Below are 25671 nucleotides of genomic sequence, written 5' to 3'. Positions count from 1 at the left end.
TGTTGTCATGGGTGTCGCGACGCTGCCTCCGGGACCCGCCCCGCACTGCCTCAACTGCTGCGCCCTCGCGCCCTGGAGGCCGGAAACCTCGTCGTCGCGACGCTGTCCGGGCCGCTCGATGCCAGATACGCACCCGACCTCGAACAGGCGGTGGACGAGCTCGAACGGAGGGGGTTCCGTGTGCGTCTCGCGCCGCTCCTCGAAGCCGGACGGCACCGCTGGTGGAGCGCGACGCGGCCGGACGAGATCGCCGAGGAGTGCTCGTGTTGATCAGCTTGCCCAGGAGCGATTCGGCGACGGCCGGGTTCGGGAACAGCGAATACCAGCCCTGGGGCACCCAGTTGGCGGTGATCGCGTTCGAGCGGCCCGCGGCGATGCGCCGGAAGATCAGCTGCAGAGGTCGCCGACTTGAGTGGGAGTGGAGGCCAGACACGGTGGAGCAGAGAGTGAGAGGACCAGCCACTGCGGCTCTGCCGATCCGCTCATGCGCGGACGCCGCCTCCAGGTCGTGGAGAACTGGAACTCCGCCAACCATGACCTGTTCTCCGGCAAGGACGGCGACCTGACCGGCTCCGACAAGGAGTCGCAGGAGGTCTCGATGCTCTCCCTGCACCTGCTCCAGTCCGCGTTGGGGCACGTCAACACCCCCTCCGTGATCAGCCTCTGGCCCTCAGCCCGTGACAGCCCAAACCCTTCGGCGATCAGCGGCACGCGCCAACTCGGGCTGTTCGAATATTCGTTTGTCGTAGGCGAGCCAAGTCGGATAGGAATCCCGCATGCTAAAGGGCAGCAAGATCGGGCTGAGAGCTCGGCACGAGGACGACATCCCCACTCTGCGGACCGAGCTCTACGACGACGTGGTCAACTCCGCGCGGGCCGAGGCCGAGCCGTGGCGGCCGATCTCGCCCGGTTCGAAGGACCCGCGGCTCGTGGTGGACGACGCGGCGCAAGGTAGCGTCGCGTTCTCCGTGGTGGAGCTGGAAGGTGGCGCCCTGGCCGGCACCGCGGCGCTGTGGGGCATCGACAACCACCACCGGTCCGCCCACATCGGACTCGGGCTGCTGCCGGCGGCACGCGGCAAGGGCTACGGCACGGACGTGGTCGCGACGCTCTGCTACTACGGATTCGTGGTCCGCGGCCTGCAGCGGCTGCAGATCGAGACGCTGGCGGACAACCACGCCATGCTGCGCTCCGCCGAACGCAACGGCTTCATCCGCGAGGGCGTACTGCGCTCCTCGGCCTGGGTGCTGGGCGAATTCCTGGACGAGGTAGTCCTCGGGCTCCTCGCCCAGGACTGGAAACCGGACTCGCGGGGCTGAAACCCAAGGTCTTCATGAGTCTTCCAGCCTGGGAGCGAGTTGGCTCCCAGGCTGGATCCCCGTCCAGATGCGTGGTGCTCAGACGGGGACGGCGAGTTCGCCCCTCGTCCCGCACCTGCGATCAGAGCGTGGTTACACGATGTCTCGTAGCCTCCCACTCCCGGTGTTCGGCGCGGACGCGATGCCACAGCCGGGCCCGAGCGGAAGCGTCGACATCGGCCAGGTTCAGATGGAACACATCGGCCAGTACGTCGTACCACTCGGCGGCCGCGTCGATGATCCGCTCGTGCGTGCCTTCGGCGTCGATATGGGCAGCTCCGCCCCGGATCAGGCGAGTTCATTCCGCCAGAGTTTCGCAGCCGGATTCTCCGAGTGCAGCCGCAAGTCCTGATCGAGCAGGAGCACACCCGCCTCGGCCGGGACGAGCCGCGTCAGCCGCTCGGCGACCCGGCGTCGCAGCTCCCGGGAACCGAGGTCGAGACGGCCAGACCGCCTCGATGTCACGCACGGTCTCACGCTGGGCCACCGCGGAACTCACCGGCCGAACGGTATCCAAGAAGTGCGGGATGGCCGCGCGGCTGCCCCGATGCCATCCTCGGTCCGGAAACCAGAAGACAAAGACAACAGGAGATATACAGACATGTCCCCGTCTATACTCATCGTCGGACTTGATCCCGCGCTGGTGGACGACGCGCCCTCGTCACGGGCGGCGTTCCCCGAGATCGACGCCGAAGTGGTCCAGGTCGGCGTGGCCGCGGAGCGGGCCCGGCTCAAAGAACTCGGCTTCACCGTCGTTGTCTGCGCGCTCGACTACGGCCGCACGGCCGAGGCGGTCTATCGCGCCGCGCTGTCCGAGAAGGACTACGACATCGTGGTGATCGGTGCCGGGATCCGGCTGGACCCGGCGCTGACCCCGCTCTTCGAGGTCCTGGTCGTCACCACCCGCGAACTGGCACCCGACGCGAAGCTCTGTTTCAACGTGAGCCCGTCGACAACCGTCGAGGCCGTCCAGCGATGGTGGCCCGAACGCGAACCACTGGCCTAGTATCCGGCCGGACCATCCATCAATGCCGGTCAGCGACTTGGGCGTGGAGAGTGCGGCGGGCTGGACGAGGGCTGGGGCGGTCTTTGCCGGGCGGTCCCCCCGAACGTGTGGCCGCGCTGCTCGTCATGGCAACGCGTCGGGCAGTCCCTTCCCCAGAGGGGGACGTCCGGCACCTCTTCCATGGCTCCGGGTTCTTGTCGCGGCGCGGCAGGAACCCGGAGCGCAGGGGACCAGCGACTGCGGGCCCCGGACTCTCCCCGCAGTCGCTACGGAGAGAGTCCGCTCCGGTCGTTGGAACATCCACGACCAGCAGAATCCCGTAGCGCGCCCACCCAGACATCCAGCCAAAGAAGAGACCCGATGCCGCTCCCCCCGGCAGCCGAAGACGCCGAATAGCAGCATGCTGCCCTCCCCAGTGTCTGCGGAGATGATCGGCCCGACGATCAAGCCGAAGACTGCCAAGACGCATCCAGTCCCCTCGGAGTACGTTTTCGCTCGGGCCTTGGCCGACTCCATCCGGCCGCTCGTGATCGTCACGCTCCCGCCCTGCGGTTCCGATCGCCGGACAGGTTGCGTGGGTTGGCTCCGTGGCGGGTCTTCCGCAGATGTGGGAGCGATACGGAGCAGGGTCCGGGCGTCGGCGGCGCCGCTCCGTCGGGCAGGGTCCTCGTCGAGGAGCCGCTCCAGGAGCGGCCGCAGGCGCCCTGCGAAACGGGGTGGTCGGGGGTGCTCTGTCAGGACGGCCGTCGGGTTCTCGCGCGGGAAGGGCGGTTCGCCTTCGGCCGCCTCGTACAGAGTCACACCGAGCGCGAACAGGTCGGATGCTGCCCCCGGCCTGCCGCCTTGCCACTGCTCGGGGCCATGTATCCGGGGGTCCCGATGATCACGCTCTCACGCGCGACCGCGGCCCGTCGCCCACTATTCGGGGGCACGAGCCCGCACCACGAGCGTCCCGACGTCCTGCGGGTCGGGGGCGGCGAGGATCTGGGCGTCGATGTCGGTGAGACCTTGGTGCTTGAGGAGGTCGGCCCACCACTCGGGTGAGTAAGCCGCATCCCCTGCACGGAGATTACGTGCACCACCCCAATACGGCGCCTTCCGGAACCCTGACCTGCCCACCCGATGCTTGATCCCCCAGAGCGACGCCCGCAGCCACACGCGCAATTGCACGGGGCGGCGTGCCGAGGTGGAGGCGATGAAGGCCCGGCTGGACGTCGGCCCCCGCCTCGTCGGCCGGGCACCCGCTGGTCAGCGGTCGGCGTGGCGGATGCAGTTGCCTTCGGCCCGCACGATGGGGGCGCCGCTGTAGAGATCCGGCCCGAACATCAGGTCGATGCCGTGCTCGTCGGTGGTGCTGATGGTGGGCAGGCCCTGTCCGGGCCTGCCCCTCGCGGGGCCCGGGCTCTCCTTCACCGCGAGCTTGCGCTGGGACCATTCCTCGCGAAGGCTGTGGACCGCCGCCAGATAGTCGCGGTGACTGCCGAACTCAAGCTTCCAGTAGTAAATGGGTTGGCCGCGGGTGACGCCGTCGCCGTCGGCCCCGAAGTCGTCCACACAGGAAGTGCTGCCTTCGTCGTTGGCCGTCGACTCCAGTGAGGCTCCGGGCAGGGTGCCTGCCAGGCGCGGTGCGGGCCGCAGCCGGCTGACGGTGCGCATTCCCGCGTCCTTGGTCGTGGTGACGTGATTCTCGTATGCGGCGGTCGAGCGCACCGACCCACCGGTCATGGATTCGCAGGCCCGGGCCAGCACCACGAGGAGCCCTATGAGGACGAGGGCGACCAACACCGCTATGAGAGGGCCGCGCCGACCATGTCGGCCGGGCGGGGGAGCGGTTGCTGAGTCCGGGGACTCCGGGCGGGCTGTTGTGCACATAGCGTCAATCCAAGCCCCCCTCGGGCAAACCGGGCAGAGTTCACGTACTCACTCTCCCTGCGTACTTCGACCCATTTCCCATTTCCCCTTTTCCCTCAGGCTTCCCCGGTGTGGACCTGAGGCCCGGCAGCGGGGGCGGTAGAGCGGGGAGGCAGCCGGGTGCCATTCGCGGGGTGGAGACCTGGCTGCCGAGTTCCACGGCGTTCTCGCCGTCCCCGGTGCATTCTTCAACTGGAACGACAGCGGTGCTCACGTTTCAGTGCGCTTGGAGGTGGCCGACGGTGACGCCCAGGGCCAGCGCGACCACACCGGCCATGCCGAGTCCGAGCCTCACCTGACCTGCCGGAAGGTGGACCGCCTCGGTGAAGTAGAGCACCCCGGCCGTCAGATAGAGGCCGTAGCCCGTAGCCCATGGTGTGGACGAAGTTCGTGGCCGCGAGGACGCGCTGCGGCGGGGTGTCCGGTACGAGGCGGGGCATGCGGGGCCCACGTCACAGGTGGAGAAGCGGGGGCCCGGCAAGCCTGTGGCACGCCACTCGCAATATCAAGAGTGTTGCCCGGGGCGCCCGGCCGCCCGGCCGCCCCGGCTGATCAGCCGATGGGCTCGGCCACGATGAGCTGGAAACGCTCGAAGGACAGCTTCACGGTGTTGTGCTGAGCAGTGGCAGTTCCGAGTGACTTGCCGGTGAACGGGTCGGTCAGGCGGTACCGCGTGCGGCCCAGACCGCGCAGCTCGACCGTTCCGTCCCACTGGTCGGCGTAGAAGGCGTAGTGGAGGGTCCGCTTCTTGGCCACGACATGCGCCTCGGGCTTGTCGAAGCCGATGTCGTACAGCTCACCGCGGTACTCGCCGGTGGACAGCATGTTCTTCTCGTACAGGGACACCCACTTGCGCCAGAGGACCTCCTTCTCCGGGGTGAGGTCGGTCGCCTTGTCCGGGGCTCCGGTTCCGGGGAGGGTGAACTTGGTCGACAGGACGGCTCCGACCCCGTAAGAGGACGCGAAGTCGTTCCCGCCGTCGCTCAGTTCGACGTGGTCGCCGGCGTAGCTGCTGCCCGTGCCCATCAGCGCCTTCATCGACTTGCCCTTGCTCCGGACCTGGTAGGAGGACTCCGGGTCCGAGCTGGGGTACTGGTCGACGTAGGGCAGGTTGTGGAAGGCGAAGGCGGTGCCGCAGGGGCAGAGCTCGACGAGGGCGTCGGGGTTCGCCTCGTGCGCGGCTTCGTGGATCGCCTTCCAGAACAGGGCCACGCCCTCGGTGGATTCCTCGGGGCGGGCGTGCCGGTGCTTCGGGTTGTAGCAGGGCGCGACGCTGTTGAGGTGCTGGCCGTCGATCTTGAGCCCCTCGTAACCCCAGTCGCCGATGAACCTCTTCGCCTGCCCGACGAAGTAGTCCACCGTCGGCCGGTAGGCCGGACAGAGGGTGTAGGAGTCCCACCAGGTGACGTACTGCTTGTTGCCGTCGCGGTCCAGCAGCAGCATGTCGGACCGGTCCCGGAACAGGTTGCTGTCGGGGTGCGCCGCCAGCGGGGCCCACCACAGGCGCGGCCGCAGACCGGCGTCCCGTATCTCCCTGGTGAAGGCCCGCATGTCCGCTTTGCCACGAGGGAACTTCGCCGTGCTGATGTCCCAGTCGCCCACGTTGGTCTGCCAGCCGTCGTCGAGCGCGGCCCAGCGCAGACCGACCTCGTGCGCCTTCGGCAGCGCTCCGGTGACCTGCTCGGTGGCGAAGCCGCGCTCGTAGCCCCAGGCGCACCAGATGGGCTCGAAGGCCGAGGCGGGGACCTTGGGGGCGCGCTGGCCGATGTCGCTCATGTAGTCGCGGTACCGCTGGAGCGGCATGAAGTGGTCGCCCGGGAGGGCGGTCAGGAACGTGGTGTCGGTGCTGAGCCGACGGCCCGGCTTCAGGGTGCGGGCGGTGTCGTCCTGGATGGCGATGCTCGCTCCGGCGCCCGTCTTGCGGACCGGCATGCGCAGGATCGTCGCCACGGGCTCGACATGTCCGACGGAGAGGCCCGCGTCCCGGCGCCAGACGGTCGCCAGCGGGGTGCCGCCGCCGTAGTCGGAGGAGTCCATCCCCAACGAGTTCTCCTGGACATAGCCGTCCTTCACCGGCATCACCCAGTCGCGGCGGTCCGTGTACGTGGTACCGGAGAAGGTGTAGAAGCCGCCGGGAGTCTCCAGGAGTTCGTGGGCTCCGTTGCGCCACCCGGTCACCTTCAGCGCGGTGGAGGACCTGTTGGTGTAGGTCACCTTCATCACGATCATGCCGGTGAGACGCTCGAAGGAGGTCAGCACGACCGTCTTCCGTACGCCTTCCTTGGACGTGCCCTCGATCGTCACCCGGACGCCCGCGCCGTGGCGGGGGTGGCGGGTGTCGCGGGTCGTGTGCCCGCGGTAGGCGAACGCCTCGATGGCCTTACCGCCCACCAATAGGGCTTCGCCGGCGTCGAAGCGGGTGAGGTCGAGGCCCTTGAGCGCCACCCGGCTGCGCAGTTGGTCGTCGAACTCCAGGGTGATGGAGGTGTCGCCGACTCCGACGAGGTCAGGATCCGAGTTCGGTGCGGCGGCCGCGGGTGAGGCGCCCATGGCCACGACGGGGAAGGCGGCCAGGCCGGCACCCCCCAGCGCCACCTTCAGTACGCTTCGCCGGTTCATGTCCGTCATGTCGAACTCTCTTTCGGTCGTGCGTGCCCGACTGGGGCAGCCGCCTTTTGTCCGTCGTTGGGGATCGTCAAAGTCGAGCCGCACGCTCGCGACGAAGCGACCGTCCGTAAGGCTGGTCGATGCCTGGTCTGCTACCGGTTTTCGCAGCGGGTCGGCTGGGGTGGGGGGACGGCGTATTGTCCGAACGGGTACCCCAGTGTGAGGTCGCCTCCGGCGGTAGCGGGCGGGCATCCTCGGTGAGCTGCGACAACGCTGCCTTGATCACCGGGGTAGGCCGAAACGGAAGGTCGCTCACGGGCGACTTCTCCATCATCGGGTGGCCTGCTTCGAGAACGTAAGTGGTATTCGAGCGGCATGTCAACGAGTGGGCCTCCTGGACGAGGGTTCGCACCGTCGATCGGATTGGTATGCTTCTGGTATGACAGATGAGAGAGCGTCGATGCCCAGAGGTCTATTCGGTGACGACGTCCTCCCGTTGTACGAGCGCACAGCCACGCAGTTGCTCGACGACCTGCGCGCCGCTGCCGCCCGCCCCGGTGACCGGCTGCCCTCCGAGCGGGCTCTGGTCGACCGGTACGCCGTGTCGCGCGTGACGCTGCGAGCGGCCCTCGCGCAATTGGAGTCGCGGGGCATCGTGCGGCCGTCGTCGTCGCGCGGGTGGTTCGTCGCCGAGCTCGGTCTGCTCCCCGAGGCGACGATGGCGTCCGCCTCGACGGCCCCGCAGGTCCAGGGGTTCGCCGACTATGCGCAGGCCAACGGCTTGACGACGACCGGCAAGGTGCTCTCCGCCACCGTTCGCCCGGCCACGGTGTCCGAGGCCGAGCAGCTCCGGATCGCTCCGGGCGCCGACCTCTTCGACCTCCGCCGACTGCGCTTCCTCGACGGTCTGCTCGTCGTGCTTGAGCACAACCGGCTTCCGTTGGCGGCCTGCCCTGCCCTGGCCGAGACCGACTTCAATACGGCCTCGCTCTACGCCACCCTGCGCGCCGCCGACCCGCCGCAGCTGCCCCGCGTCGCCGACTATTCGGTCGAGGCCCGCCACCCGACGCCACGGGAGATCGAGCTGTTCGAGATCGGGGAGACCATGCCGATGCTCGTCGCGACCCAGCTGACGTCGAACCAGGAATCACGCCCGATCGAACTGACCGTCCAGGTCTACCGGGGGGACCGCTACCGGTTCCGGGCCTCCATCACCAACCAGACTTGAACGATCACCAACCGGACTTGGGCGATCGCCGCGGATCTGCCGGTTCGGCTATGCAATACCAGATGCATACCAGAATAAGACTATTGACGACCCTAAATAAGACCAGTACTGTCCGAAATGAGCCGCAGGCCATGACGGCGCATTGGCTTGAGAAACACGTTGCGTAAGGGGTTGGCAATGCAGAGCCCATTGACAGAGGTGGTCCGGCGTCAGAAGGCCGGACAGCCGCAGGGCATCACCTCGGTGTGTTCGGCTCATCCGCTGGTCATCGAGGCAGCCGTGGTGCAAGCACGGGAGACCGGCGGTCATGTACTGGTGGAGGCGACCTCGAACCAGGTCGACCAGTACGGCGGTTACACGGGCATGCGGCCCGCGGACTTCCGCGACCTCGTGTACGGCATCGCCGCCGAAAGTGGTCTGCCACTGGACCGCGTGATTCTCGGCGGCGACCACCTCGGACCGAACCGGTGGCAGTCCCTGACGCCCGACGAGGCGATGGAGCGGGCCGACGCCCTGGTCGCCGCCTACGTGGCGGCGGACTTCACCAAGATCCACCTGGACTGCAGCTTCGCCTGCGCCGGTGACCCCGTACCGCTGACCGACGACGTGGTCGCCGAACGCGCCGCGCGGCTGATCCGGGTGGCCGAGGAGACGGCCGGCCCCGAGCGGGCCGAGCGCATCCGGTACGTGATCGGTACCGAGGTGCCCACACCCGGCGGCGCGCACGAGACGCTCGACGCGCTCGCCCCGACCACGCCCGAGGCGGCGCGCACCACTCTGGAGCAGCACCGCAAGGCGTTCGCCCAGCACGGCATCGACGAGGTCTGGCCGCGCGTCATGGCCCTCGTGGTCCAGCCGGCCGTCGAGTTCGACCATGTGCAGGTCGTCGACTACCGGCGCGAGCTGACCGAGGAGCTGCGCAAGGTCCTCGACGACGAGCCCACCATGGTCTACGAGGCCCACTCGACCGACTACCAGACCGCCGAGGCGCTCACCGCGCTGGTCGAGGACCACTGGGCGGTCCTCAAGGTGGGCCCCGGGCTGACCTTCGCCCTGCGCGAGGCGCTGTTCGCCCTCGCCGCGATCGAGGACGAGCTGGTCCCGGCCGCCGAGCGGTCACGCCTTCCCGAGGTCGTCGAGGAGCGGATGCTCGCCGAGCCCGCCAAGTGGGAGGGCTACTACCCGGGCAGCGCTGCCGAGCGGCGCCTCGCCCGCCGCTACAGCTACAGCGACCGGATGCGTTACTACTGGCCCGACCCTGAGATCGAAAAGGCCCAGGCCCGGCTGATGGACAACCTCTCGGCCGTGGACATCCCCCTGCCGCTGCTCAGCGCCCACCTCCCACTCCAGTACGCCCGCGTCCGCCACGGCGGGCTCGCCGCCCGGCCGCGCGACCTGGCCGTGGACCACGTCCGCGACGTTCTGCGCGACTACGACCGCGCCTCCCACCCCCACCTGATGGAGCACGTGTGACCACGCCCTCCGGCGCCCTGTCCCTGGACGACGGCGCCGCCCACACCGTCCGCGAGATCGTCCAGCAGTCCGCCCTGTGGCGGGAGGTCGACCGGATCGTCGCGGCCTCCCGGGAGTCGCTGGACGCCTTCTTGCGTCCGCTCGTCGCCCGCGGTGACCTGCGCGTCGTACTCACCGGTGCCGGCACCTCCGCGTTCGCCGGCCAGGTGCTCCAGCCCGCCCTGGCCCGGCGCCTGGGACGCCGCGTCGACGCGGTCCCCACCACGGACCTCGTCGCCGACCCCCGCGGCTGCCTCGCCGAGGACGTTCCCACGCTGCTGGTCTCCTTCGCGCGCTCGGGTGACAGTCCGGAGTCTGTGGCCGCCACCGCCCTGGCCGACCAGGTCCTCTCCGAGGTGCACCACCTCGTGATCACCTGCAACGAGCAGGGCCGCCTGGCCCGCGAGCACGCGGAGCTGCCGAAGTCCCACGTGCTGCTGATGCCGGCCGCGTCCAACGACCGCGGTTTCGCCATGACGTCGAGCTTCACGTGCATGACGCTCGCGGCACTGCTCGCTCTCGGCGGCAGCGCCTACGACGGGGTCGCCGAACGCCTGGCCGAGGCGGTCGAGTCGATCTGCGAGAGCGACGCCGTGGACCGCACCGTCGGCGCCCTCGTGGCCCGCGCGCCCGAGCGCATCGTCTTCCTGGGCAGCGGCCCGCTGAAGGGCCTCGCCGAGGAGTCGGCGCTGAAGGTGCTCGAACTCACCGGTGGGAGGCTCATGGCCGTCTCGGAGACCTCGCTGGGATTCCGGCACGGTCCCAAGGCGGTGCTCAACGACCGTTCGGCTGTCGTGGTGTACATGTCGAACGACCCCTACACCCGCAAGTACGACCAGGACATCTCCGCGGAGCTGCGCGGAAATCTTCCCGCCGGCAGCGTCGTCACCGTCTCCGCGGGCCCCGACACGGAAGCGGACGGCAACGACGCCTGGCCGCTGCCGGGCCTCGATGGCGTCGAGGACGTCGCCCTGGCGCTGTCCGCTGTGGTGTACGCCCAGCTCATCGCCCTGCGCGCCTCCCAGGCCCGGGGCCTGCGGGCCGATAACCCGTTCCCCTCGGGTGAGGTCAACCGCGTCGTGCAGGGCGTGACCCTGCACTCCTTGCACAACTGATCAAAGGCATCAACGGCGCGGATCCAGGGCGCCGGACGGAGGTACAACGATGTTCCTAGGTGTCGACGGTGGCGGTACGAAAACCGCATTCTGCCTGGTCGACCGGGGCGGACAAGTCGTGGCGCGAGCGCAGGCGGCAAGTTCGTACTACTTCTCCCACGGCATCGAGCTCGTCGAGCGTGTGCTGGGGGAAGGCGTCGACGCTGTCTGTGCGGCGGCCGAGCTGACCCCCGCCGACATCGAGTACGCCTTTTTCGGCTTGCCCGGTTACGGGGAGGCGGCCCGCGATCTGCCCGTCCTGAACGCGACCCCGCGAGCCGTGCTCGGACACGACCGCTACGCCTGCGACAACGACATGGTCTGCGGCTGGGCCGGTTCACTGGGCGCGGTCGACGGCATCAACGTCATCAGCGGCACCGGCTCCATGACCTACGGCGAGCGGCTGGGCCGGGGCGTGCGCGTCGGTGGCTGGAGCGAGATGTTCGGCGATGAGGGATCGGCGCACTGGATCGCGGTCCGCGGCCTCAACGCCTTCTCGCGGATGGGCGATGGACGGCTCCCCGAGGGCCCCCTGGCCGAGGTGTTCCGACGCCACCTGGATCTCGCGTCCGACCTCGACGTGATCGACGTCGTCCACAACCAGTGGCAGGGCGACCGCGGCCGGATCGCCGCGCTCAGCCGCTCGGTGGCCGAGGCGGCCGGTCTGGGCGACGAGGCCGCCTCGTCGATCCTCGCCGAGGCCGGCCGGGAACTCGCCCTGCTCGTCGAAGTCACCCGCGAGCGGCTGGAGTTCGGCCCGGACGAGACCGTACCGGTCTCCTACTCGGGCGGCACCTTCGGCGCGGACGCGGTTCTGGAGGCGTTCGCCACCGGACTGAAGAGTCGTTTCACCCACTACGAACTGCGACACCCGTTGTACGAGCCCGTCGTAGGTGCCGCCCTGTACGCGGCGAAAATCGCCGGAACCCCGCTCGACCAGCCCGCGCTCGACGCGCTGCGCATGGCCTCCGGGATCTCTGCCTCAGGAGGGGAAGACCGATGAACAGAGGCAAGAAGAGCTGGATCCTGTACGCGTCGCTGCTGGTCCTGTTCTGGGGTGTGTGGGGCGCCTTCTCCAGCGAGCCGAACAGCAGGTACGGCTACCCCAACGAGATGATCTACATCATCTGGGCTTTGACGATGCTCATACCGGCGTACTTCGCGATGCGCGGCAACACGTTCGACCGCCGGCCGATCGCCGCCGTGTACGGACTGATCGCGGGACTGACCGGCGCCGGCGGCCAACTCCTGCTGTTCCACGCGCTCGCCAACGGCCCGGCGTACCTGATCTTCCCCCTGGTGTCGCTCTCCCCGGTGATCACCGTCCTCATGGCGATGGCGCTGCTGCGGGAGCGGATCAACCGGCTCGCCCTAGTGGGTGTCGTCGCGGCGCTGGCGGCGATCGTGCTGCTCAGCATTCCCAGCGGCAAGGACGACTCGAACTCGCACGGCCCATGGCTGCTGATGGCCATCCTGATCTGTGTTGCCTGGGGCGTGCAGGCGTTCTGCATGCGCAAGGCCGCGGTGGTCGGGGTCAACGACGCGACGACCTTCGGCTGGATGACCATCAGCGGACTGCTGCTGGTTCCGGTGGCGTTCGTGATGATGGGCGATTTCCCGTCCGACGCTCCGTGGCAGGCGCCGGCACTCACCGCGGTGACGCAGGTCCTCAACGCGGTCGGCGCGTTGTTCCTGGTCATGGCGTTCAGCCGGGGCAAGGCCACGGTCGTCGCCCCCATCACCAACGCGCTGGCCCCGGTGCTGACCATCGTGCTGTCCCTGGCGGTCTACCGGACGCTCCCGAACGTGTGGGGCGCCCTCGGTATCGTGCTGGCCCTCGCGGGCTCGACCCTGATGGTCTACAGCGACGAGAAGAGCGGCGAGAACTCCGTGGCCCCGGACGCGGCGGACGACGGCGCGGACGTGCGTCCGGTCCCGCAGAAGTCCTGATCGCTCACATACCCGTACCGGCCGAACCACGTAGCGGTATGGGCCGACACCGGCCCGTACTCACCGAACCGACATGAAAGCGAGGGGACACCTTTATGCCCCTGGTTCCCACGCGCGAACTCGTATCGAAGGCCGCCGCCGCAGGCCGGGCCGTCGCGGCGTTCAACGTGATCACGCTGGAGCACGCCGAGGCGATCACCGCCGGCGCGGCCGCCGCGGGCGCCCCGGGGGTGATCCTGCAGATCAGCGAGAACGCCGTACGGTTCCACGGCGGCCGGGTCGAGCCGATCGCGCGGGCCGCGGCCGAGGTCGGCAAGGTCTGTGACGTCGACGTCGCACTGCACATGGACCATGTGACGGACATGCGGCTGCTGCGCACGGCGGCCGACGCGGGGTTCTCCTCCGCGATGTTCGACGCCGGGGCGCACCCGTACGCCGAGAACCTCGCCGCCACCCGCGCCGCGGCCCAGTGGGCCCACGGCGCGGGCCTGTGGCTGGAGGCCGAACTCGGCTATGTGGGCGGCAAGCCCGACGCTCCCGCGAGTGCCCACGCGGCCGGGGTGCGCACCGACCCGCAGGAGGCGGCGCGCTATGTCGCGGACACCGGCGTGGACGCCCTGGCCGTCGCCGTCGGCAGCAGCCACGCGATGACCGAACGCTCCGCGACCCTGGACCACGCGCTCATCGAACGCCTGCGGGAGGCCGTGCCCGTACCTCTGGTGCTGCACGGTTCGTCGGGTGTCGGCGACGACGATCTGCGACAAGCCGTTCAGGCGGGCATCGTGAAGATCAACATCGGTACCGCTCTCAACGTCGCGTTCACCGGCGCGGTCCGCGAGACGCTGGCGGAGCGCCCCGACCTGACCGACCCCCGCCCCTACATCGCCCGAGGCCGGGAGACGATGGCGGAGACGGTCCGGGTCCTGCTCGGCGTGGTGAGTGGCTGAGTGGCTGAGCGGGGCCGAAGCTTTCCCCGCACCTGATCGCCCAGTAGTAGTGCTTCGTTAGGTTTTGGTTCTGCTGGCCGGCAGGGGACGGCCGCAGGTGGTGCAGATGCCGGTCCAGCACCTGAGCCGGTCCTGAAGGACGTCGAGGACCTGGTAGAGGGGCAGGCCGGCGTCTGGGCTTTCGGGGCGGAGCCGCCGCAGGGTGAGGATGCCTGGGCGGCGGTGACGAGGGTGATGTGGTGGTGCCAGCCGCGCCAGGTGCGGCCTTCGAAGTGGTCCAGGCCCAGGCCGTGCTTGAGCTCGCGGTAGTCGTGCTAGCGCATCTTCGCCCACCGCACCAGGTCGGCGATTGGGGCGTCGTCCCCGCACAACTGCCCACCGCCGAACGCCGCGCCCGCTACTTCCGACACCGCCCGCATGTGGCACCGGAGCCCACCGGGGCGTGAACCTGTCGTGACGCGACAGGCAGCGCGCAGCAGGGCGGTCGCGACGCAGTACACCGCGGACTTGCCCCAGCTGGTGCGCTGCACGACCAGCGCCCGGCGGTGGTCCGCGACCAGCGCTTCGATCGCGCCACTGGTCTTCGCGCAACTTCGCCTCACCTGCCGTGTCCCCGACGAGACGGGACAGGACGGTGCCAGCCGCGGTGCGGAGGTCTTCGTTGCTCATGCCCCCACGCAACACGAGGCCACCGACAATGCGCGAACGAGTCGGGAGACCTGTGGATAACTTTATCCACGTAGCAAGTAAGACAATATGCGACTTATCCACAGGGCTGGCGAGGCTTGACAAATGTGCGGGACTGTCTGGCCATGACGAAGCACAACGAATCAACTCGCCGTCCCGCCGCGCCGACCGAGCAGCAGATCACGCTCCGCAGCGCCGCCGAACTCGCTGACGCCCTGCCCTACCTTGTCGGCTTTCACCCGGATGACAGCGTGGTGATGGCCGCGCTGCACGGCGAGCGCGGCCGCCTCGGCGGCCGGCTCAGGCTCGGCATTCCCCGTACCCGCGAGGAGTGGCCGGACGTGTGTGATCAACTCGCCGAAACCCTCGTGACCAACTGCGAAAAGCGCGGAAACCGGCCCGACGGCATCGTCCTGTTCTTCTGCCAGGACCCCGAGCCCGGGGAATCCGGCCAGGCCGTGATGGAGCGGCTGCGTCCGCTCGCCCAGCGTCTGCGCGTCGCGTGCGGCGGGTTCGAAGTGCCCGTGTACGAGGCGCTGTGCATCTCCGACGGCCGTTTCTGGTCCTACTGCTGCCCGGACAGCCGGTGCTGTCCGGCGGAAGGAGTGCCGATGGCCCTGCCCGGCACCTCGGCGATGGCCGCCACCGCCACCTACGTGGGCATGCGGGTGCGCGGATCGCTGAAGGAGATGGAGGCGCGACTCGCACCGATGACCGGGAAATCCGTACCCGAGCAGGAACGAGCGCTGGACGCCGCGGGGGGCCGGCTCGTACCGCGGATCCTGGACGCGGGAGGCTGTGAGGCGGTGCGGGAGGAGACGCTGGATATCCTGCGCCTGGTCCTGGGCCGCTTCCGGGACACGCCGCCCCTCGCGCATCCCGCAAAGTCCGACGCGCACGACGACACCCTCATCAGCCACGACGAAGCCGCCACGGTCATCGTCGGGCTACAGGACCGGACCACGCGGGACCAGGCGGCGGAATGGATGGAAGGACCGGACGGCCAGGCCGCGCTGCGGGTCTGGCGAGCACTCGCCCGCCGCTGCGTGGGCTCCTACACCGAGTACGGCGCGGCGCCGCTCGCGCTCGCGGGCTGGGTCGCGTGGTCGGTGGGGGAAGGGCCGGAGGCGAGGGTGGCGTTCAGCCGCGCCCTGCATCTCGATCCTGATTACCTCTTCGCGCACCTCCTCTTCCAGGCGTGCAACGACGGACTGGACCCGGAGACGCTGCGAGACTGCCTGCGGCGGGAGCGCGCCGACCGCGCGGTGCACACGGCGGTTCACGCCGAACTGGAGCGTGCGGCCACCGCTGACGGAGCCTCCGCGATCGGACGGCGCCGTCGGCCGCGACCGAGGACCGGCCCCGCGACCGGCCCCCGTACGCCTGCTGCTCGTACGACCGGGCCCGCCCGCGCGACTGCCTCCGGCCGAGCGGCCGGAGCCGCCCGCACGGCTGGGTCCGGCGGTACGACCGGGCCCGCCGGACCCGGCCCCGGGAAGACCGCCGGGGCCGCAGGCAAGCCGCGAGTACGGAGCAAGGACGGCCGGCGGGACGGACAGCCCGGTACGCGCAGCCCCCAGTAACACCCCACTGGTCCGTCACCGTGTCCTGCGCGACGACCGCGCCGTTCATATCAGTGGCCGCGATCCTCATCAGGTCCGACACGTCCCCCAGGGAGCGCACTCAGTGCAAGGCATGGTCCCCATCGGTCAGCCGGCCCGTCGCCCAACCGCACCGGCTCGGCCCGGTACGAGTCGCACGGAACCACAGCCCGTACACACGGCGCTGATCTGCGTGGCCATGCCGTCCCTGGCCATCTCCGCCGAACACGGTCAGCTCTCCGGTCAGGGACTCGACGGTTTCTACCGTTCGGGCCGGAGGGCCCTGGCCCGGTGCCGACTGCGTGTCGCGGGGGCGGAGCCACTACCCGTGCAGGCGCGGCTCCTCGGTTCGGACCGAGCCCGATTCGTGGGCACGGTGCGTACGACGGCCGATCTCGGACCGGACCCGTCCGTCACCGTGGAACGGCTGCGCCACGCCGACGGCACCGAACGCATCACCTTGCACAGCACCGCTGTTCGCCCCATCAGGCTGCCGATCGAGGTCTCCCTCGGCACCGACCTCGCAGAGCTCGGCGCGGCCGCGGCCGGGCTCATCCGGCCCGAACTCCCCGCCTGCGTCCACGACAGCGGCATGCGCTGGTCCATGCCGGGTCTGCACGCGGTCGTCACGGCCGACCCCGCGCCCAAGGACGCGCTGGCCTCGGCGGGGCTGCTCTGCTGGGAACTGGAGCTGCCGCCCGGCGGCTCGCGGAGCATCCACCTCCAGGTGCGGCTGGAGTGGTCCGACCGGCCGCGGATCGGGCCGCCGCGGGGGCCCGCGGCCGGGGCCGCCCCACGCGGACGCGGCACCACTCCGCCTTGGGGGCCGGCGCAGGCAACGGGTGACGACACACGCGTCGAAACCCTGCTCCGTATCGCCCTGGACGATCTCGGAGCGCTGCTCTTGCGCGACCCCCGCCGCCCAGGTGACGCCTACGCGACAGGGGGCGTCCCCTGGCGTTGCGGCCTGGCCCCCGCCGAAGCGCTCTGGGCGGCCCGTATGACGCTGCCGCTGGGAGTGCGCCTCGCGGCCGGGACACTGCGCACCCTGGCCCGTACGCAGCTGGGAGGGTCGGGGGCGGAGGGGGGCCGCATCCCCGGTGCGCTGCGACACACCGGGGCGCATCTGCCGCCCGGTTGTACGGGCGTCGAGGCCACCTTGCTGTTCCCCACGGTCCTGGCGGAGGCCCGTCGGTGGGGCCTGTCCGACAAGGACGTCGAACCACTGCTGTCGGTCGCCGAACGCTGCCTGCTGTGGTTGCGCACCGCGGTGGGGGACCGTGGCTACCTCGCGGACCCGTCGCCCGGCGGTCCGTACCGCTGCGAGGCGCAGGCACACGCGCACCGGGCGGCGTTGCTCGGCGCGGACCTCCTGGACGCGTACGGCCGTCCTGGAGCATCGGGCTGGCGGGAGTGGGCGGCGGATCTGCGTCGCCGGTTCCGGGAGGAGTTCTGGATCGAGGACCGGATCGGGGGGCGTCCGGCAGCGGCTCGTATGCCCAACGGCGGCCTGATGACGCAGCTGGGGGCGGCGGCCTCCCACCTCCTCGACACGGGCCTGCTGGGCGGGGGCGCCTACGCCGTGGGGCTGCTCGACAAGGTCCAGACAGAGCAAGTGGCCCGGCTCCTCGGCGGCCCGGCCCTCGACTCCGGGTGGGGGCTGCGCTCCCTCGCCGCCAGGGAGCCCGGATACAACCCGTTCGGCCACCGGAGTGGTGCCGTGCGCGTCCATGAGACGGCCGTGGCCGTCGCCGGGCTGGCTGCCGCCGGCTACGAGAAGGAGGCGGGCTCGTTGCTGCGCGGAGTCCTCAACGCCGCTGTCACCTTTGATCACCGTCTTCCCGAGATGTACGCGGGCGAACAGCGCACCTCGGGGAGTGCCCCACTGCCGCACCCGGCCGCGTGCCGCCCTGCCGCGGTCGCGGCGGCGGCCGCTGTGCGGCTGCTCACGACGCCTGCCGGGGTGCTCCCGGACGTGCCGGCGGGGACCGTGTCGGTTCGTCCGATGCACACCGCTCCGCTCGGCGCGTTGCAGTTCACCGGGTTGCGCGTGGCCGAGCAGCCCTTCGCCGTACGCATCAGCAGGCTGGGCCTGGGCATGGTCGAGGAAGCCGCCGACGGTCTGCAGTTGGGGGTCTGAACGGTATGCGCGTCGCACAGCCCGATCAGTCTCCAGCGGACGACGCTCAAGGGCCTGTTTATCGTCAAGCAGACGACTATGATCGCGTCATGCCCTACGACCCGTCGGCCTTCCCGCCCTTCGCCGTAACTGTCGACCTGGTCGTACTCACCGTGCGCCGCCACGCGCTGTGCTCCCTGGCCGTCCGCCGTGGCGAGCCGCCCTACCAAGGACGATGGGCCCTGCCGGGCGGCTTCGTGCGAGTCGACGAGGATCTGGAAGCCGCCGCCGCGAGAGAGCTGGCCGAGGAGACCGGGCTGCTCGCGCAGGACACCGCGGGCACAGTGCCCGCCAACGCCGCGCACCTCGAACAACTGGGGACCTACGGCGACCCCAGGCGCGACCCGCGGATGCGGGTGGTGAGCGTCGCCCACCTGGCGCTCGCCCCGGACCTGCCCGCGCCCCGGGCCGGGGGAGATGCGCGCAGCGTGCGTTGGGCGCCGGTGGACGATCTGCTCGATCAGGAGAGCGGCTTCGGTCGGGACGGGGAACAGGCGGCCCCGCTCGCGTTCGACCACGCCCGCATCCTGGCGGACGGTGTGGAGCGGGCCCGGTCCAAGATCGAGTACTCGTCGCTGGCGACTGCCTTCTGCCCGCAGGAGTTCACGGTGGGAGAGCTGCGCCGGGTCTATGAGGCGGTGTGGGGCGTAGCGCTGGACCCCCGCAACTTCCATCGCAAGGTGACCGGCACGCCGGGCTTCCTGGTGCCCACGGGCGGGACGACGACGCGTCAGGGCGGCCGGCCGGCGCAGTTGTTCAGGGCGGGAGGTGCGACGCTGCTGAACCCCCCGATGCTGCGGCCTGACGCCTGACCGGCGGGGCGCCCGGTTCGGAGTGTGGGGCGGAGCCCCCGATGCGGTGAGGGAGGTTGGGTGCGGCTCCCTGGGTGAGGGGGCGGGGCGAGCGGCGGGGCGGGGATCGGACACGGCCAGCGCCGGGAGGCGCTCGCTACGCGGCAAATGGGACATAACGGGTTACCGTGCTGGGGTATGTCCCCCCGCCCTTCCGCATGTGCCGCCAAGCGGTCTCACGCCCCGCGAGAGAAGCCATGATCCAGGCCATCGGGCTGACCAGTGTCCCCCGCCGCAATCAGCCACCCGCCGTCGACGACCTCACCTTCGAGGCGCACCCCGGGCGCGTCACCGTGCTGCTCGGGGTGTCCGGGGCCGGTAAGACCAGCGCGCTGCGTCTGCTGCTCCGGCTCGACCCGGGCCGTGGCGTAGCCCTCTTCAGGGGGCGCCCGCTGCACAGGATCCCGCACCCCGCCCGGGAGATCGGTGTGCTCCTCGGTGACGTCCCCGGCCACCCCGGCCGGACGGCCCGGGGGCATCTGCGGATGCTGAGCGCGGCCGTCGGGGTGCCTGCCGACCGCGCCGACGACGTCCTCGAAGTCGTCGGCCTCAGCGGCCTCGCTGATCAGCGGATCGGTGACTTCTCGCTCGGCATGGAGCGCCGCCTCGGCCTTGCTACGGCGCTCCTCGGCGACCCGCACACCTTGCTGCTCGACGAGCCCGCGCAGGGGCTCTCGCCGCGCGAAACCGCCTGGCTGCATGGTTTGTTGCGGGGGTACGCGGGTCAGGGCGGTGTCGTGCTGGTCACCTCGCGCGAGCCGAAGGAAGCCGCTCGGATCGCCGACCGGGTGGTCACCGTCGAGGCCGGATGCCTGCTGGCCGATCAGGAGGTCGCGGACTTCGCCCGTACCCGGCTGAGGCCCCGGGTCGCCGTCCGGTCGCCGCTCGCGGAGCGGCTCGCCGCACTCCTCGCGGATGAGTCGCGCGACGCGGACCGGCCCGTCGAGGTCGTGCGCGAGGGCGGAAGTCGCATCTCCGTATACGGCAGTACGTGCGCGGCTGTGGGGGAGGCCGCGTACCGGAATGGCATCGTGGTGCACCGACTCGCCGAGGAGAGCGGTGACACCGCCCCGGTGGCCCCCCTCCAGCGGGCCGACGGCCGCAGTGCGGGCGGGGGTGAGCAGCTGTCGGCGGCGTCCGTGGCGGATGCGGAAAGGGAGGAGGCCGCGGCCGGGGAGATTCCGGCTCCGGTCGGTGCGGTCCCCGATGCCGAGCGGCCTGAGGCGTCCGCCGTGCCGCCCGCCCCGGCGTCGCATGCGTTCGGTCGGCTGCCGCCGCCGGGGCCGGCGCAGCCGTTCCGCTACGAGCTCCGCCGGGCCGTCGGGGCGCGCCCCGGCTGGGCCATCGCGGTGACCTCCCTGACTGCCTCGCTCCTCGCCTCCGTGCTGATCGCCCGTAACGGGCAGTCCTCGTCGCTCCCCCTGTTCACCGGCTGGCCGGCCGTCTTCCCGCTGCCCCCGGCCGCGGCGGGGGCCGGGGTTCTCGGCGCCCTCGCCTTCGGCCAGGAGTTCCGCTACCCCGCGCTCTCCCCGGACCAGGGCGCGCTCCCGCGCCGCCTCGGTCTGCTGGGCGCCAAGCTCGCGGTCAGCGCCGCCATCGCGCTGCTGCTCGCGCTCGCCGTCCTCGTCCTCGACGGCCTCGCGCTGCGCTTCCTCTACGGGGCCGAGGCCGCAGCGCTCCCCGCCGACTGGCCTGCCTCCGCCGCGGGTTGGGCCGGGCTCGTAGTGGGCTGCGCCTGGGCGGGGCTGCTGGCCGCGGGCGCCTTCCGATCCGTGCTGATGGGGCTGGTGGCCGTTCTGGCGGTGCCGGTGGTGATGGTGCCGGTGGCGCGTCAGGTGCTGGCCAATCCATCGGCCCGGTCGATCATCGGGCTGCCGGACCGGCTCCGGTCGGTAGCCATGATGCAGTGGCCGACCGGTGTTGATCATGGGATGTCCGTCGTCCTCCGGCTGCTGGCCCACCCCGCGGGCTGGGCGCTCGCGCTCTCGCTCGCCGTACTGCTCTGCGGGTATGCGCTGACCGCGCTCCGGGGCCGGCCGCGTCGATGGCGTGCCAGGGTTCCGTCGCATGATCGGCCCGCCATCCCCGAGGGTCGCCCGATTGCATCCGATAAGGCGTCAATTATGCGGTAATGCGCGATCACCCTTTCGTGTGCTTTTCACCAAAGAACTCAAGGGTTTCTGGAGCGTCGCCGACAAAGGATGCGTGAGTACCCTTGCGCACACCATGATGACCGCGGCTCGCCCCGCCGACACCGGCCTCGCAGCTCCGGGCGAGCTTGACCGCTACTCCTACGCGGGCGCCCCCGGCGCCGACCGCGGCGGCGCCCCGTCCTGGGACGGAGGCGACGCGGAACTGGGCCGGAGCGGCCGCAGGGCCGCCGGCAGCCGGGGCCGCGGGCTGCACGGCCAACTCGTCCAGCAGCTCGGCCAGATGATCGTCTCCGGGGACCTGGGCGCCGACCGCCCGCTGGTCCCCGAGGAGATCGGCCAGCGCTTCGAGGTCTCCCGCACCGTCGTCCGTGAGTCGTTGCGCGTCCTTGAGGCCAAGGGGCTGGTCAGCGCCCGGCCCAATGTCGGCACCCGGGTCCGGCCCGTCAGCGACTGGAACCTCCTCGACCCGGACATCATCGAGTGGCGGGCCTTCGGGCCGCAGCGCGAGGACCAGCGCCGCGAGCTGTGCGAGCTGCGCTGGACCATCGAGCCGCTCGCGGCCCGGCTCGCCGCCGGCCACGGGCGCGAAGACCTCCAGCAGCGCCTCGCCGACATGGCCGAGATCATGGGCCACGCGCTGGCCCAGAACGACTCGCTCACCTTCTCCCGCGCGGACACCGAGTTCCACTCGCTGCTCCTTCAGGTCGCGGGCAACCGCATGCTGGAGCACCTCTCCGGCATCGTCTCCTCCGCCCTGCACGTCTCGGGCGGCCCGGTCGTGGGCTGCGACCGGCCCAGCGAGGCCGGAGTCGGCCACCACCTGCGGATCGTCGAGGCGGTCGGCGCGGGGGACCCGTCCGGCGCCGAGGCCGCGATGCGCCAACTGCTCACCGTTCACCCCGAGGTCGAGCGCGTGGTGCCGGCGCCGCGCGAGCACTGACCGTACGGGCTCCATGAGCGGTACCGGCGCCGCCGGACCCTGGCCCGGGTCCGGCGGCGGGGGTGGGTTCTCCCCTTCTGGTACTTATCGTCCTGGTGTGCGGTGTGACTCGGGCCACGATGATTGGGCGTAACGCTCTTTGAGGCAGTGCGATGACTAAAGAGGTGGCAGCAGAGGAGGGAATACAGCTCTCGTCCGAGACGCTGTACAGCTCCGCACTCCCGCCCGCGCCGTCGGTTCATCCTTGCCGTCGGTCGTCGGCTCCGGTCCATTGTGGGCGGGGCCGGAAGCCATTTCCATCGTTCCGAGAGGTTGTTCGTGTCGGCCAGCACATCCCGTACGCTCCCCACGGAGATCGCCGAATCCGAGTCTCTGTTGGCGCTCATCGAGCGGGGAAAGGCTGAGGGGCAGATCGCCGGCGATGACGTGCGTCGGGCCTTCGAGGCTGACCAGATTCCGCCAACCCAGTGGAAGAACGTTCTGCGCAGCCTCAACCAGGTCCTCGACGAGGAGGGTGTGACGCTGATGGTCAGTGCCGCAGAGGCGCCCAAGCGCACCCGCAAGAGCGTCGCAGCGAAGAGCCCGGCGAAGCGCACTGCCACCAAGACGGTGGCGGCCAAGACGGTCACGGCCAAGAAGGCCACCGCCACCACGTCCGCGGACGAGGTCGCGGACGGCGAGACCGACGACGCCATGGCATCGCCCGCGAAGAAGGCCGCCGCCAAGAAGGCCGTGGCCAAGAAGACGGTGGCGAAGAAGGCCACCGCGAAGAAGACGGCCGCGAAGAAGACCGCCGGCAAGAAGGACGCCGACGAGATCCTCGACGACGAGGTCGAAGAGGTGCCGGCGCCGGGCAAGCCCGAGGAAGAGGAAGAGGGCGGCGAGAACAAGGGCTTCGTCCTCTCCGACGACGACGAGGACGACGCCCCGGCCCAGCAGGTCGCCGTGGCCGGCGCCACCGCCGACCCGGTCAAGGACTACCTCAAGCAGATCGGCAAGGTCCCGCTCCTCAACGCCGAGCAGGAGGTCGAACTCGCCAAGCGCATCGAGGCGGGGCTGTTCGCCGAGGACAAGCTGGCCAACTCCGACAAGCTCGCGCCGAAGCTCAAGCGCGAGCTGGAGATCATCGCCGAGGACGGCCGCCGCGCCAAGAACCACCTCCTGGAGGCCAACCTCCGTCTGGTGGTCTCCCTGGCCAAGCGTTACACCGGCCGCGGCATGCTCTTCCTGGACCTCATCCAGGAGGGGAACCTCGGTCTGATCCGCGCGGTCGAGAAGTTCGACTACACCAAGGGCTACAAGTTCTCGACGTACGCGACCTGGTGGATCCGCCAGGCGATCACGCGCGCCATGGCCGACCAGGCCCGCACCATCCGTATCCCGGTGCACATGGTCGAGGTCATCAACAAGCTCGCGCGCGTCCAGCGCCAGATGCTCCAGGACCTGGGCCGCGAGCCCACCCCGGAGGAGCTGGCCAAGGAGCTCGACATGACCCCCGAGAAGGTCATCGAGGTCCAGAAGTACGGTCGTGAGCCCATCTCGCTGCACACCCCGCTGGGCGAGGACGGCGACAGCGAGTTCGGCGACCTCATCGAGGACTCCGAAGCGGTCGTCCCGGCCGACGCGGTCAGCTTCACGCTCCTCCAGGAGCAGCTGCACTCCGTGCTCGACACGCTCAGCGAGCGCGAGGCCGGTGTGGTGTCCATGAGGTTCGGCCTCACCGACGGTCAGCCGAAGACCCTCGACGAGATCGGCAAGGTCTACGGGGTGACGCGCGAGCGCATCCGTCAGATCGAGTCGAAGACCATGTCGAAGCTGCGCCACCCGTCGCGCTCCCAGGTGCTCCGCGACTACCTGGACTGAGCCTGACTCGAAGAAGCGCCCCTGACCACTGAGCTTTACGGTCAGGGGCGCTTCGCCGTGGCACAGGGCCCCGTGGTGTCGGGATGCGACGACGGCTGTACGGAGTGACGCTGGGTACGCACTACACTCCGCACGGTCAGGAGGTCCGTATGCGTTCCCATATTTCTGCGCTGCTTGGTGCCCTCGCGCTGGTGGTGGCGATTCCGAGCCCGGCGCTGGCGGACCGGATAGTCGTCGGGGGGCAGCAGGTGCAGGTCGCGGACGCCCCCTGGGTGGTGGCGCTGGCCAGCCGGAGCCGCTTCGGTGCGGCGCGCTCGGGGCAGTTCTGCGGCGGCGTGATGGTCTCGCCCACGGCGGTGGTCACCGCCGCGCACTGCCTGGGCCGGGAGGTGCTCGGCGTGGATCGGCAGGAAGTCCAGGACCTGCGGGTTCTCGTCGGCCGTGAGGACCTGGGGGGCGACGGAGGGCGCGAGATCGCGCTGAAGGGGGACTGGGTCAACCCGGACTACGATTCCGTGAGCAACGCCGGAGATGTGGCGGTACTCACGCTGGCGGAGCCGGTGCCGGCCTCCGACGTCATCCGAATGGCCCCGAAGGGAGACACCGCGTACCGACCGGGTGCCACGGCATCGGTCTACGGCTGGGGTGACACCACGGGCAAGGGGCGCTACGCCTCGACCCTGCACGCGGCCCAGGTGCGGGTCCTGGAGGACGCGCGGTGCCGGAGCGCGTACCCGGGCAGCGCTGACGGTACGTACCGGCCTACGTCGATGCTCTGCGCGGGTCAGCCGGGGGGTGGGCGCGACGCCTGCCAGGGGGACAGCGGAGGCCCTCTGGTGGCCCGTGGGCGGCTGATCGGCCTCGTGTCCTGGGGCAGCGGCTGCGGGGAGCCGAAGAGCCCCGGTGTCTATACGCGGATCTCAGCGGTCGCCCAGCTGGTGGCAGAGCGCGACTGAACCGCGCCGTGGGCAGGCCCGGCCCCGCTAAGGGCCGGGCCTGCCCACGGGCGTACCGGAACACGAGAGCGGGCGGCGTTCCCTGGGTCGGGATAGCCGCCCGCGGCTGTCCGGCCTGGCCGGACCTCGCTCGTCGTGGATGCGATGTGTCAGCGTTCCTCATCGGACGCGGACTCGGACGCCGGGGTAGCGGTCAGCCGCTCCGTCTCGTCCTGTATTTCCGCGGCGATCTTCTTGAGTTCTGGCTCGAACTTGCGCCCGTGGTGAGCGCAGAACAGCAGTTCACCGCCGCTCATGAGAACGACGCGCAGGTAAGCCTGGGCGCCGCAGCGGTCGCAGCGGTCTGCGGCCGTCAGCGGGCTCGCGGGGGTCAGAACAGTAGTCACGTCGCCTCTTCTCTAGCTCGACGAGCTGTCGTACCAGGGTCAACATCCAACCAGGCCGAAAACGTTCCCGCTTCCGGCTTTTCCTCGAAACTTCCTTCCGAGGGGTCGGATCCAGACGGTTTGGCGGCGAATGAGCCGTAGTGCGTTGGCTTACGGTTTCACGTCGCTTGTCGGTATGTGTCCTCCCGGCTGGGTTGCCGGCTTGTTGAAGAGGACGTGCCCGGAGCCTAAATGGTTCATGCCTCCAAGGGAACGTGATGTGGGCGTCACCCCATTGAGGGATCGAACGTACGAGCGATCCTGGACTACCATGGGCGTTCTCATGGGTGGCGGCACAAAGGCTCTATCAGGCGTCGGTACCCTCTGAACGGCGACCGAGCCA

Annotated in this window: 20 protein-coding genes and 3 pseudogenes; 17 read left to right on the top strand and 6 right to left on the bottom strand. The window is 70.2% G+C overall.

From position 1 onward, the window contains the following. Positions 1–484: 484 nt before the first annotated feature. The 4 genes and pseudogenes from AC07AB_RS14135 to AC07AB_RS14120 form a co-directional block, all read left to right on the top strand. Positions 485–646: pseudogene (locus AC07AB_RS14135) on the top strand (Tn3 family transposase); the annotation flags it as partial. 130 nt (positions 647–776) lie between these two features. Further along, complete coding sequence (locus tag AC07AB_RS14130) at positions 777–1319, top strand: GNAT family N-acetyltransferase (protein ID WP_478565232.1); 543 nt, start codon at positions 777–779, stop codon at positions 1317–1319. 163 nt (positions 1320–1482) lie between these two features. Further along, complete coding sequence (locus AC07AB_RS14125; protein WP_478565229.1) at positions 1483–1710, top strand: hypothetical protein; 228 nt, start codon at positions 1483–1485, stop codon at positions 1708–1710. A gap of 249 nt (positions 1711–1959) precedes the next feature. Next, complete coding sequence (locus AC07AB_RS14120) at positions 1960–2364, top strand: hypothetical protein (protein WP_478565226.1); 405 nt, start codon at positions 1960–1962, stop codon at positions 2362–2364. 1248 nt (positions 2365–3612) lie between these two features. Here AC07AB_RS14120 and AC07AB_RS14115 read toward each other — a convergent pair. The 3 genes from AC07AB_RS14115 to AC07AB_RS14105 form a co-directional block, all read right to left on the bottom strand. Then, positions 3613–4146 (bottom strand): hypothetical protein, encoded by a 534-nt coding sequence (locus AC07AB_RS14115; protein WP_478565223.1) that lies wholly within the window; start codon positions 4144–4146, stop codon positions 3613–3615. 346 nt (positions 4147–4492) lie between these two features. Next, positions 4493–4726 carry a hypothetical protein gene (locus AC07AB_RS14110; protein ID WP_478565220.1) on the bottom strand — a complete coding sequence of 78 codons (234 nt, stop codon included), beginning with the start codon at positions 4724–4726 and terminating at the stop codon, positions 4493–4495. Between the two features lie 101 nt (positions 4727–4827). Further along, a complete protein-coding gene (locus tag AC07AB_RS14105) occupies positions 4828–6903 on the bottom strand; it encodes a glycoside hydrolase family 36 protein (protein ID WP_478565217.1) in 2076 nt (691 codons plus the stop codon). A gap of 439 nt (positions 6904–7342) precedes the next feature. Between AC07AB_RS14105 and AC07AB_RS14100 the strand changes: the two genes are divergently transcribed. From AC07AB_RS14100 to AC07AB_RS14075, 6 genes are all read left to right on the top strand, one after another. Continuing rightward, positions 7343–8110, top strand: a complete 768-nt coding sequence (locus tag AC07AB_RS14100) for a GntR family transcriptional regulator (protein ID WP_478565462.1) — start codon at positions 7343–7345, stop codon at positions 8108–8110. Between the two features lie 177 nt (positions 8111–8287). After that, a complete protein-coding gene (locus AC07AB_RS14095; RefSeq protein WP_478565214.1) occupies positions 8288–9583 on the top strand; it encodes a D-tagatose-bisphosphate aldolase, class II, non-catalytic subunit in 1296 nt (431 codons plus the stop codon). Next, positions 9580–10737, top strand: a complete 1158-nt coding sequence (locus AC07AB_RS14090) for an SIS domain-containing protein (RefSeq protein ID WP_478565211.1) — start codon at positions 9580–9582, stop codon at positions 10735–10737. The genes AC07AB_RS14095 and AC07AB_RS14090 overlap by 4 nt, the downstream gene beginning before the upstream one ends. A 49-nt stretch (positions 10738–10786) precedes the next feature. Continuing rightward, complete coding sequence (locus tag AC07AB_RS14085) at positions 10787–11779, top strand: BadF/BadG/BcrA/BcrD ATPase family protein (RefSeq protein WP_478565208.1); 993 nt, start codon at positions 10787–10789, stop codon at positions 11777–11779. Next, the gene (locus AC07AB_RS14080; protein ID WP_478565205.1) at positions 11776–12726 is read left to right on the top strand and encodes a DMT family transporter; all 951 of its coding nucleotides are present in this window, start codon (positions 11776–11778) and stop codon (positions 12724–12726) included. Before AC07AB_RS14085 ends, AC07AB_RS14080 begins: the two co-directional genes overlap by 4 nt. Positions 12727–12821: 95 nt before the next feature. Beyond that, on the top strand, positions 12822–13673 hold the full coding sequence (locus AC07AB_RS14075) for a class II fructose-bisphosphate aldolase (protein WP_478565202.1): 852 nt from the start codon (positions 12822–12824) through the stop codon (positions 13671–13673). Positions 13674–13801: 128 nt separating this feature from the next. Here the strand turns inward: AC07AB_RS14075 and AC07AB_RS14070 are convergent. Both AC07AB_RS14070 and AC07AB_RS14065 read right to left on the bottom strand, forming a co-directional pair. Next, positions 13802–13987, bottom strand: a pseudogene (locus tag AC07AB_RS14070) (IS701 family transposase); the annotation flags it as partial. 153 nt (positions 13988–14140) lie between these two features. Then, a pseudogene (locus AC07AB_RS14065) lies at positions 14141–14342 on the bottom strand (RecQ family ATP-dependent DNA helicase); the annotation flags it as partial. 143 nt (positions 14343–14485) lie between these two features. Between AC07AB_RS14065 and AC07AB_RS14060 the strand changes: the two are divergent. From AC07AB_RS14060 to AC07AB_RS14030, 7 genes are all read left to right on the top strand, one after another. After that, complete coding sequence (locus AC07AB_RS14060) at positions 14486–15943, top strand: DUF4192 domain-containing protein (RefSeq protein WP_478565199.1); 1458 nt, start codon at positions 14486–14488, stop codon at positions 15941–15943. Between the two features lie 217 nt (positions 15944–16160). After that, the gene (locus AC07AB_RS14055) at positions 16161–18101 is read left to right on the top strand and encodes a glycogen debranching N-terminal domain-containing protein (RefSeq protein ID WP_478565459.1); all 1941 of its coding nucleotides are present in this window, start codon (positions 16161–16163) and stop codon (positions 18099–18101) included. Positions 18102–18190: 89 nt separating this feature from the next. Beyond that, on the top strand, positions 18191–18952 hold the full coding sequence (locus AC07AB_RS14050; RefSeq protein WP_478565196.1) for an NUDIX hydrolase: 762 nt from the start codon (positions 18191–18193) through the stop codon (positions 18950–18952). A gap of 236 nt (positions 18953–19188) precedes the next feature. Continuing rightward, on the top strand, positions 19189–21123 hold the full coding sequence (locus AC07AB_RS14045; protein ID WP_478565193.1) for an ABC transporter ATP-binding protein: 1935 nt from the start codon (positions 19189–19191) through the stop codon (positions 21121–21123). 19 nt (positions 21124–21142) lie between these two features. Continuing rightward, positions 21143–22084, top strand: a complete 942-nt coding sequence (locus tag AC07AB_RS14040) for a FadR/GntR family transcriptional regulator (RefSeq protein WP_478565190.1) — start codon at positions 21143–21145, stop codon at positions 22082–22084. A gap of 318 nt (positions 22085–22402) precedes the next feature. Continuing rightward, entirely contained in the window at positions 22403–23947 is a 1545-nt protein-coding gene (locus AC07AB_RS14035; protein ID WP_478565187.1) for an RNA polymerase sigma factor, read from the top strand. A gap of 149 nt (positions 23948–24096) precedes the next feature. Continuing rightward, complete coding sequence (locus AC07AB_RS14030; protein WP_478565184.1) at positions 24097–24903, top strand: S1 family peptidase; 807 nt, start codon at positions 24097–24099, stop codon at positions 24901–24903. Between the two features lie 149 nt (positions 24904–25052). Here the strand turns inward: AC07AB_RS14030 and AC07AB_RS14025 are convergent, their stop codons facing one another. Next, positions 25053–25289, bottom strand: coding sequence for a DUF7455 domain-containing protein (locus AC07AB_RS14025; protein ID WP_478565181.1), 237 nt, complete (start codon positions 25287–25289; stop codon positions 25053–25055). Positions 25290–25671 lie beyond the last annotated feature (382 nt).

This window comes from Streptomyces sp. NPDC044033 (assembly GCF_056434425.1).
The sequence above is the reverse complement of the archived record's forward strand: the minus strand, read 5'-3'. Positions and strand labels throughout refer to the sequence as shown.

What these genes read in the sequence shown, in the direction of transcription:
- AC07AB_RS14095 (WP_478565214.1), top strand. Translation starts at nt 8,288, where the DNA reads ATGCAGAGCCCATTGACAGAGGTGGTCCGGCGTCAGAAGGCCGGACAG.
- AC07AB_RS14120 (WP_478565226.1), top strand. Translation starts at nt 1,960, where the DNA reads ATGTCCCCGTCTATACTCATCGTCGGACTTGATCCCGCGCTGGTGGAC.
- AC07AB_RS14105 (WP_478565217.1), bottom strand. Translation starts at nt 6,903, where the DNA reads ATGACGGACATGAACCGGCGAAGCGTACTGAAGGTGGCGCTGGGGGGT.
- AC07AB_RS14050 (WP_478565196.1), top strand. Translation starts at nt 18,191, where the DNA reads ATGCCCTACGACCCGTCGGCCTTCCCGCCCTTCGCCGTAACTGTCGAC.
- AC07AB_RS14055 (WP_478565459.1), top strand. Translation starts at nt 16,161, where the DNA reads ATGCCGTCCCTGGCCATCTCCGCCGAACACGGTCAGCTCTCCGGTCAG.
- AC07AB_RS14085 (WP_478565208.1), top strand. Translation starts at nt 10,787, where the DNA reads ATGTTCCTAGGTGTCGACGGTGGCGGTACGAAAACCGCATTCTGCCTG.
- AC07AB_RS14075 (WP_478565202.1), top strand. Translation starts at nt 12,822, where the DNA reads ATGCCCCTGGTTCCCACGCGCGAACTCGTATCGAAGGCCGCCGCCGCA.
- AC07AB_RS14080 (WP_478565205.1), top strand. Translation starts at nt 11,776, where the DNA reads ATGAACAGAGGCAAGAAGAGCTGGATCCTGTACGCGTCGCTGCTGGTC.
- AC07AB_RS14130 (WP_478565232.1), top strand. Translation starts at nt 777, where the DNA reads ATGCTAAAGGGCAGCAAGATCGGGCTGAGAGCTCGGCACGAGGACGAC.
- AC07AB_RS14060 (WP_478565199.1), top strand. Translation starts at nt 14,486, where the DNA reads ATGACGAAGCACAACGAATCAACTCGCCGTCCCGCCGCGCCGACCGAG.
- AC07AB_RS14100 (WP_478565462.1), top strand. Translation starts at nt 7,343, where the DNA reads ATGCCCAGAGGTCTATTCGGTGACGACGTCCTCCCGTTGTACGAGCGC.
- AC07AB_RS14030 (WP_478565184.1), top strand. Translation starts at nt 24,097, where the DNA reads ATGCGTTCCCATATTTCTGCGCTGCTTGGTGCCCTCGCGCTGGTGGTG.
- AC07AB_RS14045 (WP_478565193.1), top strand. Translation starts at nt 19,189, where the DNA reads ATGATCCAGGCCATCGGGCTGACCAGTGTCCCCCGCCGCAATCAGCCA.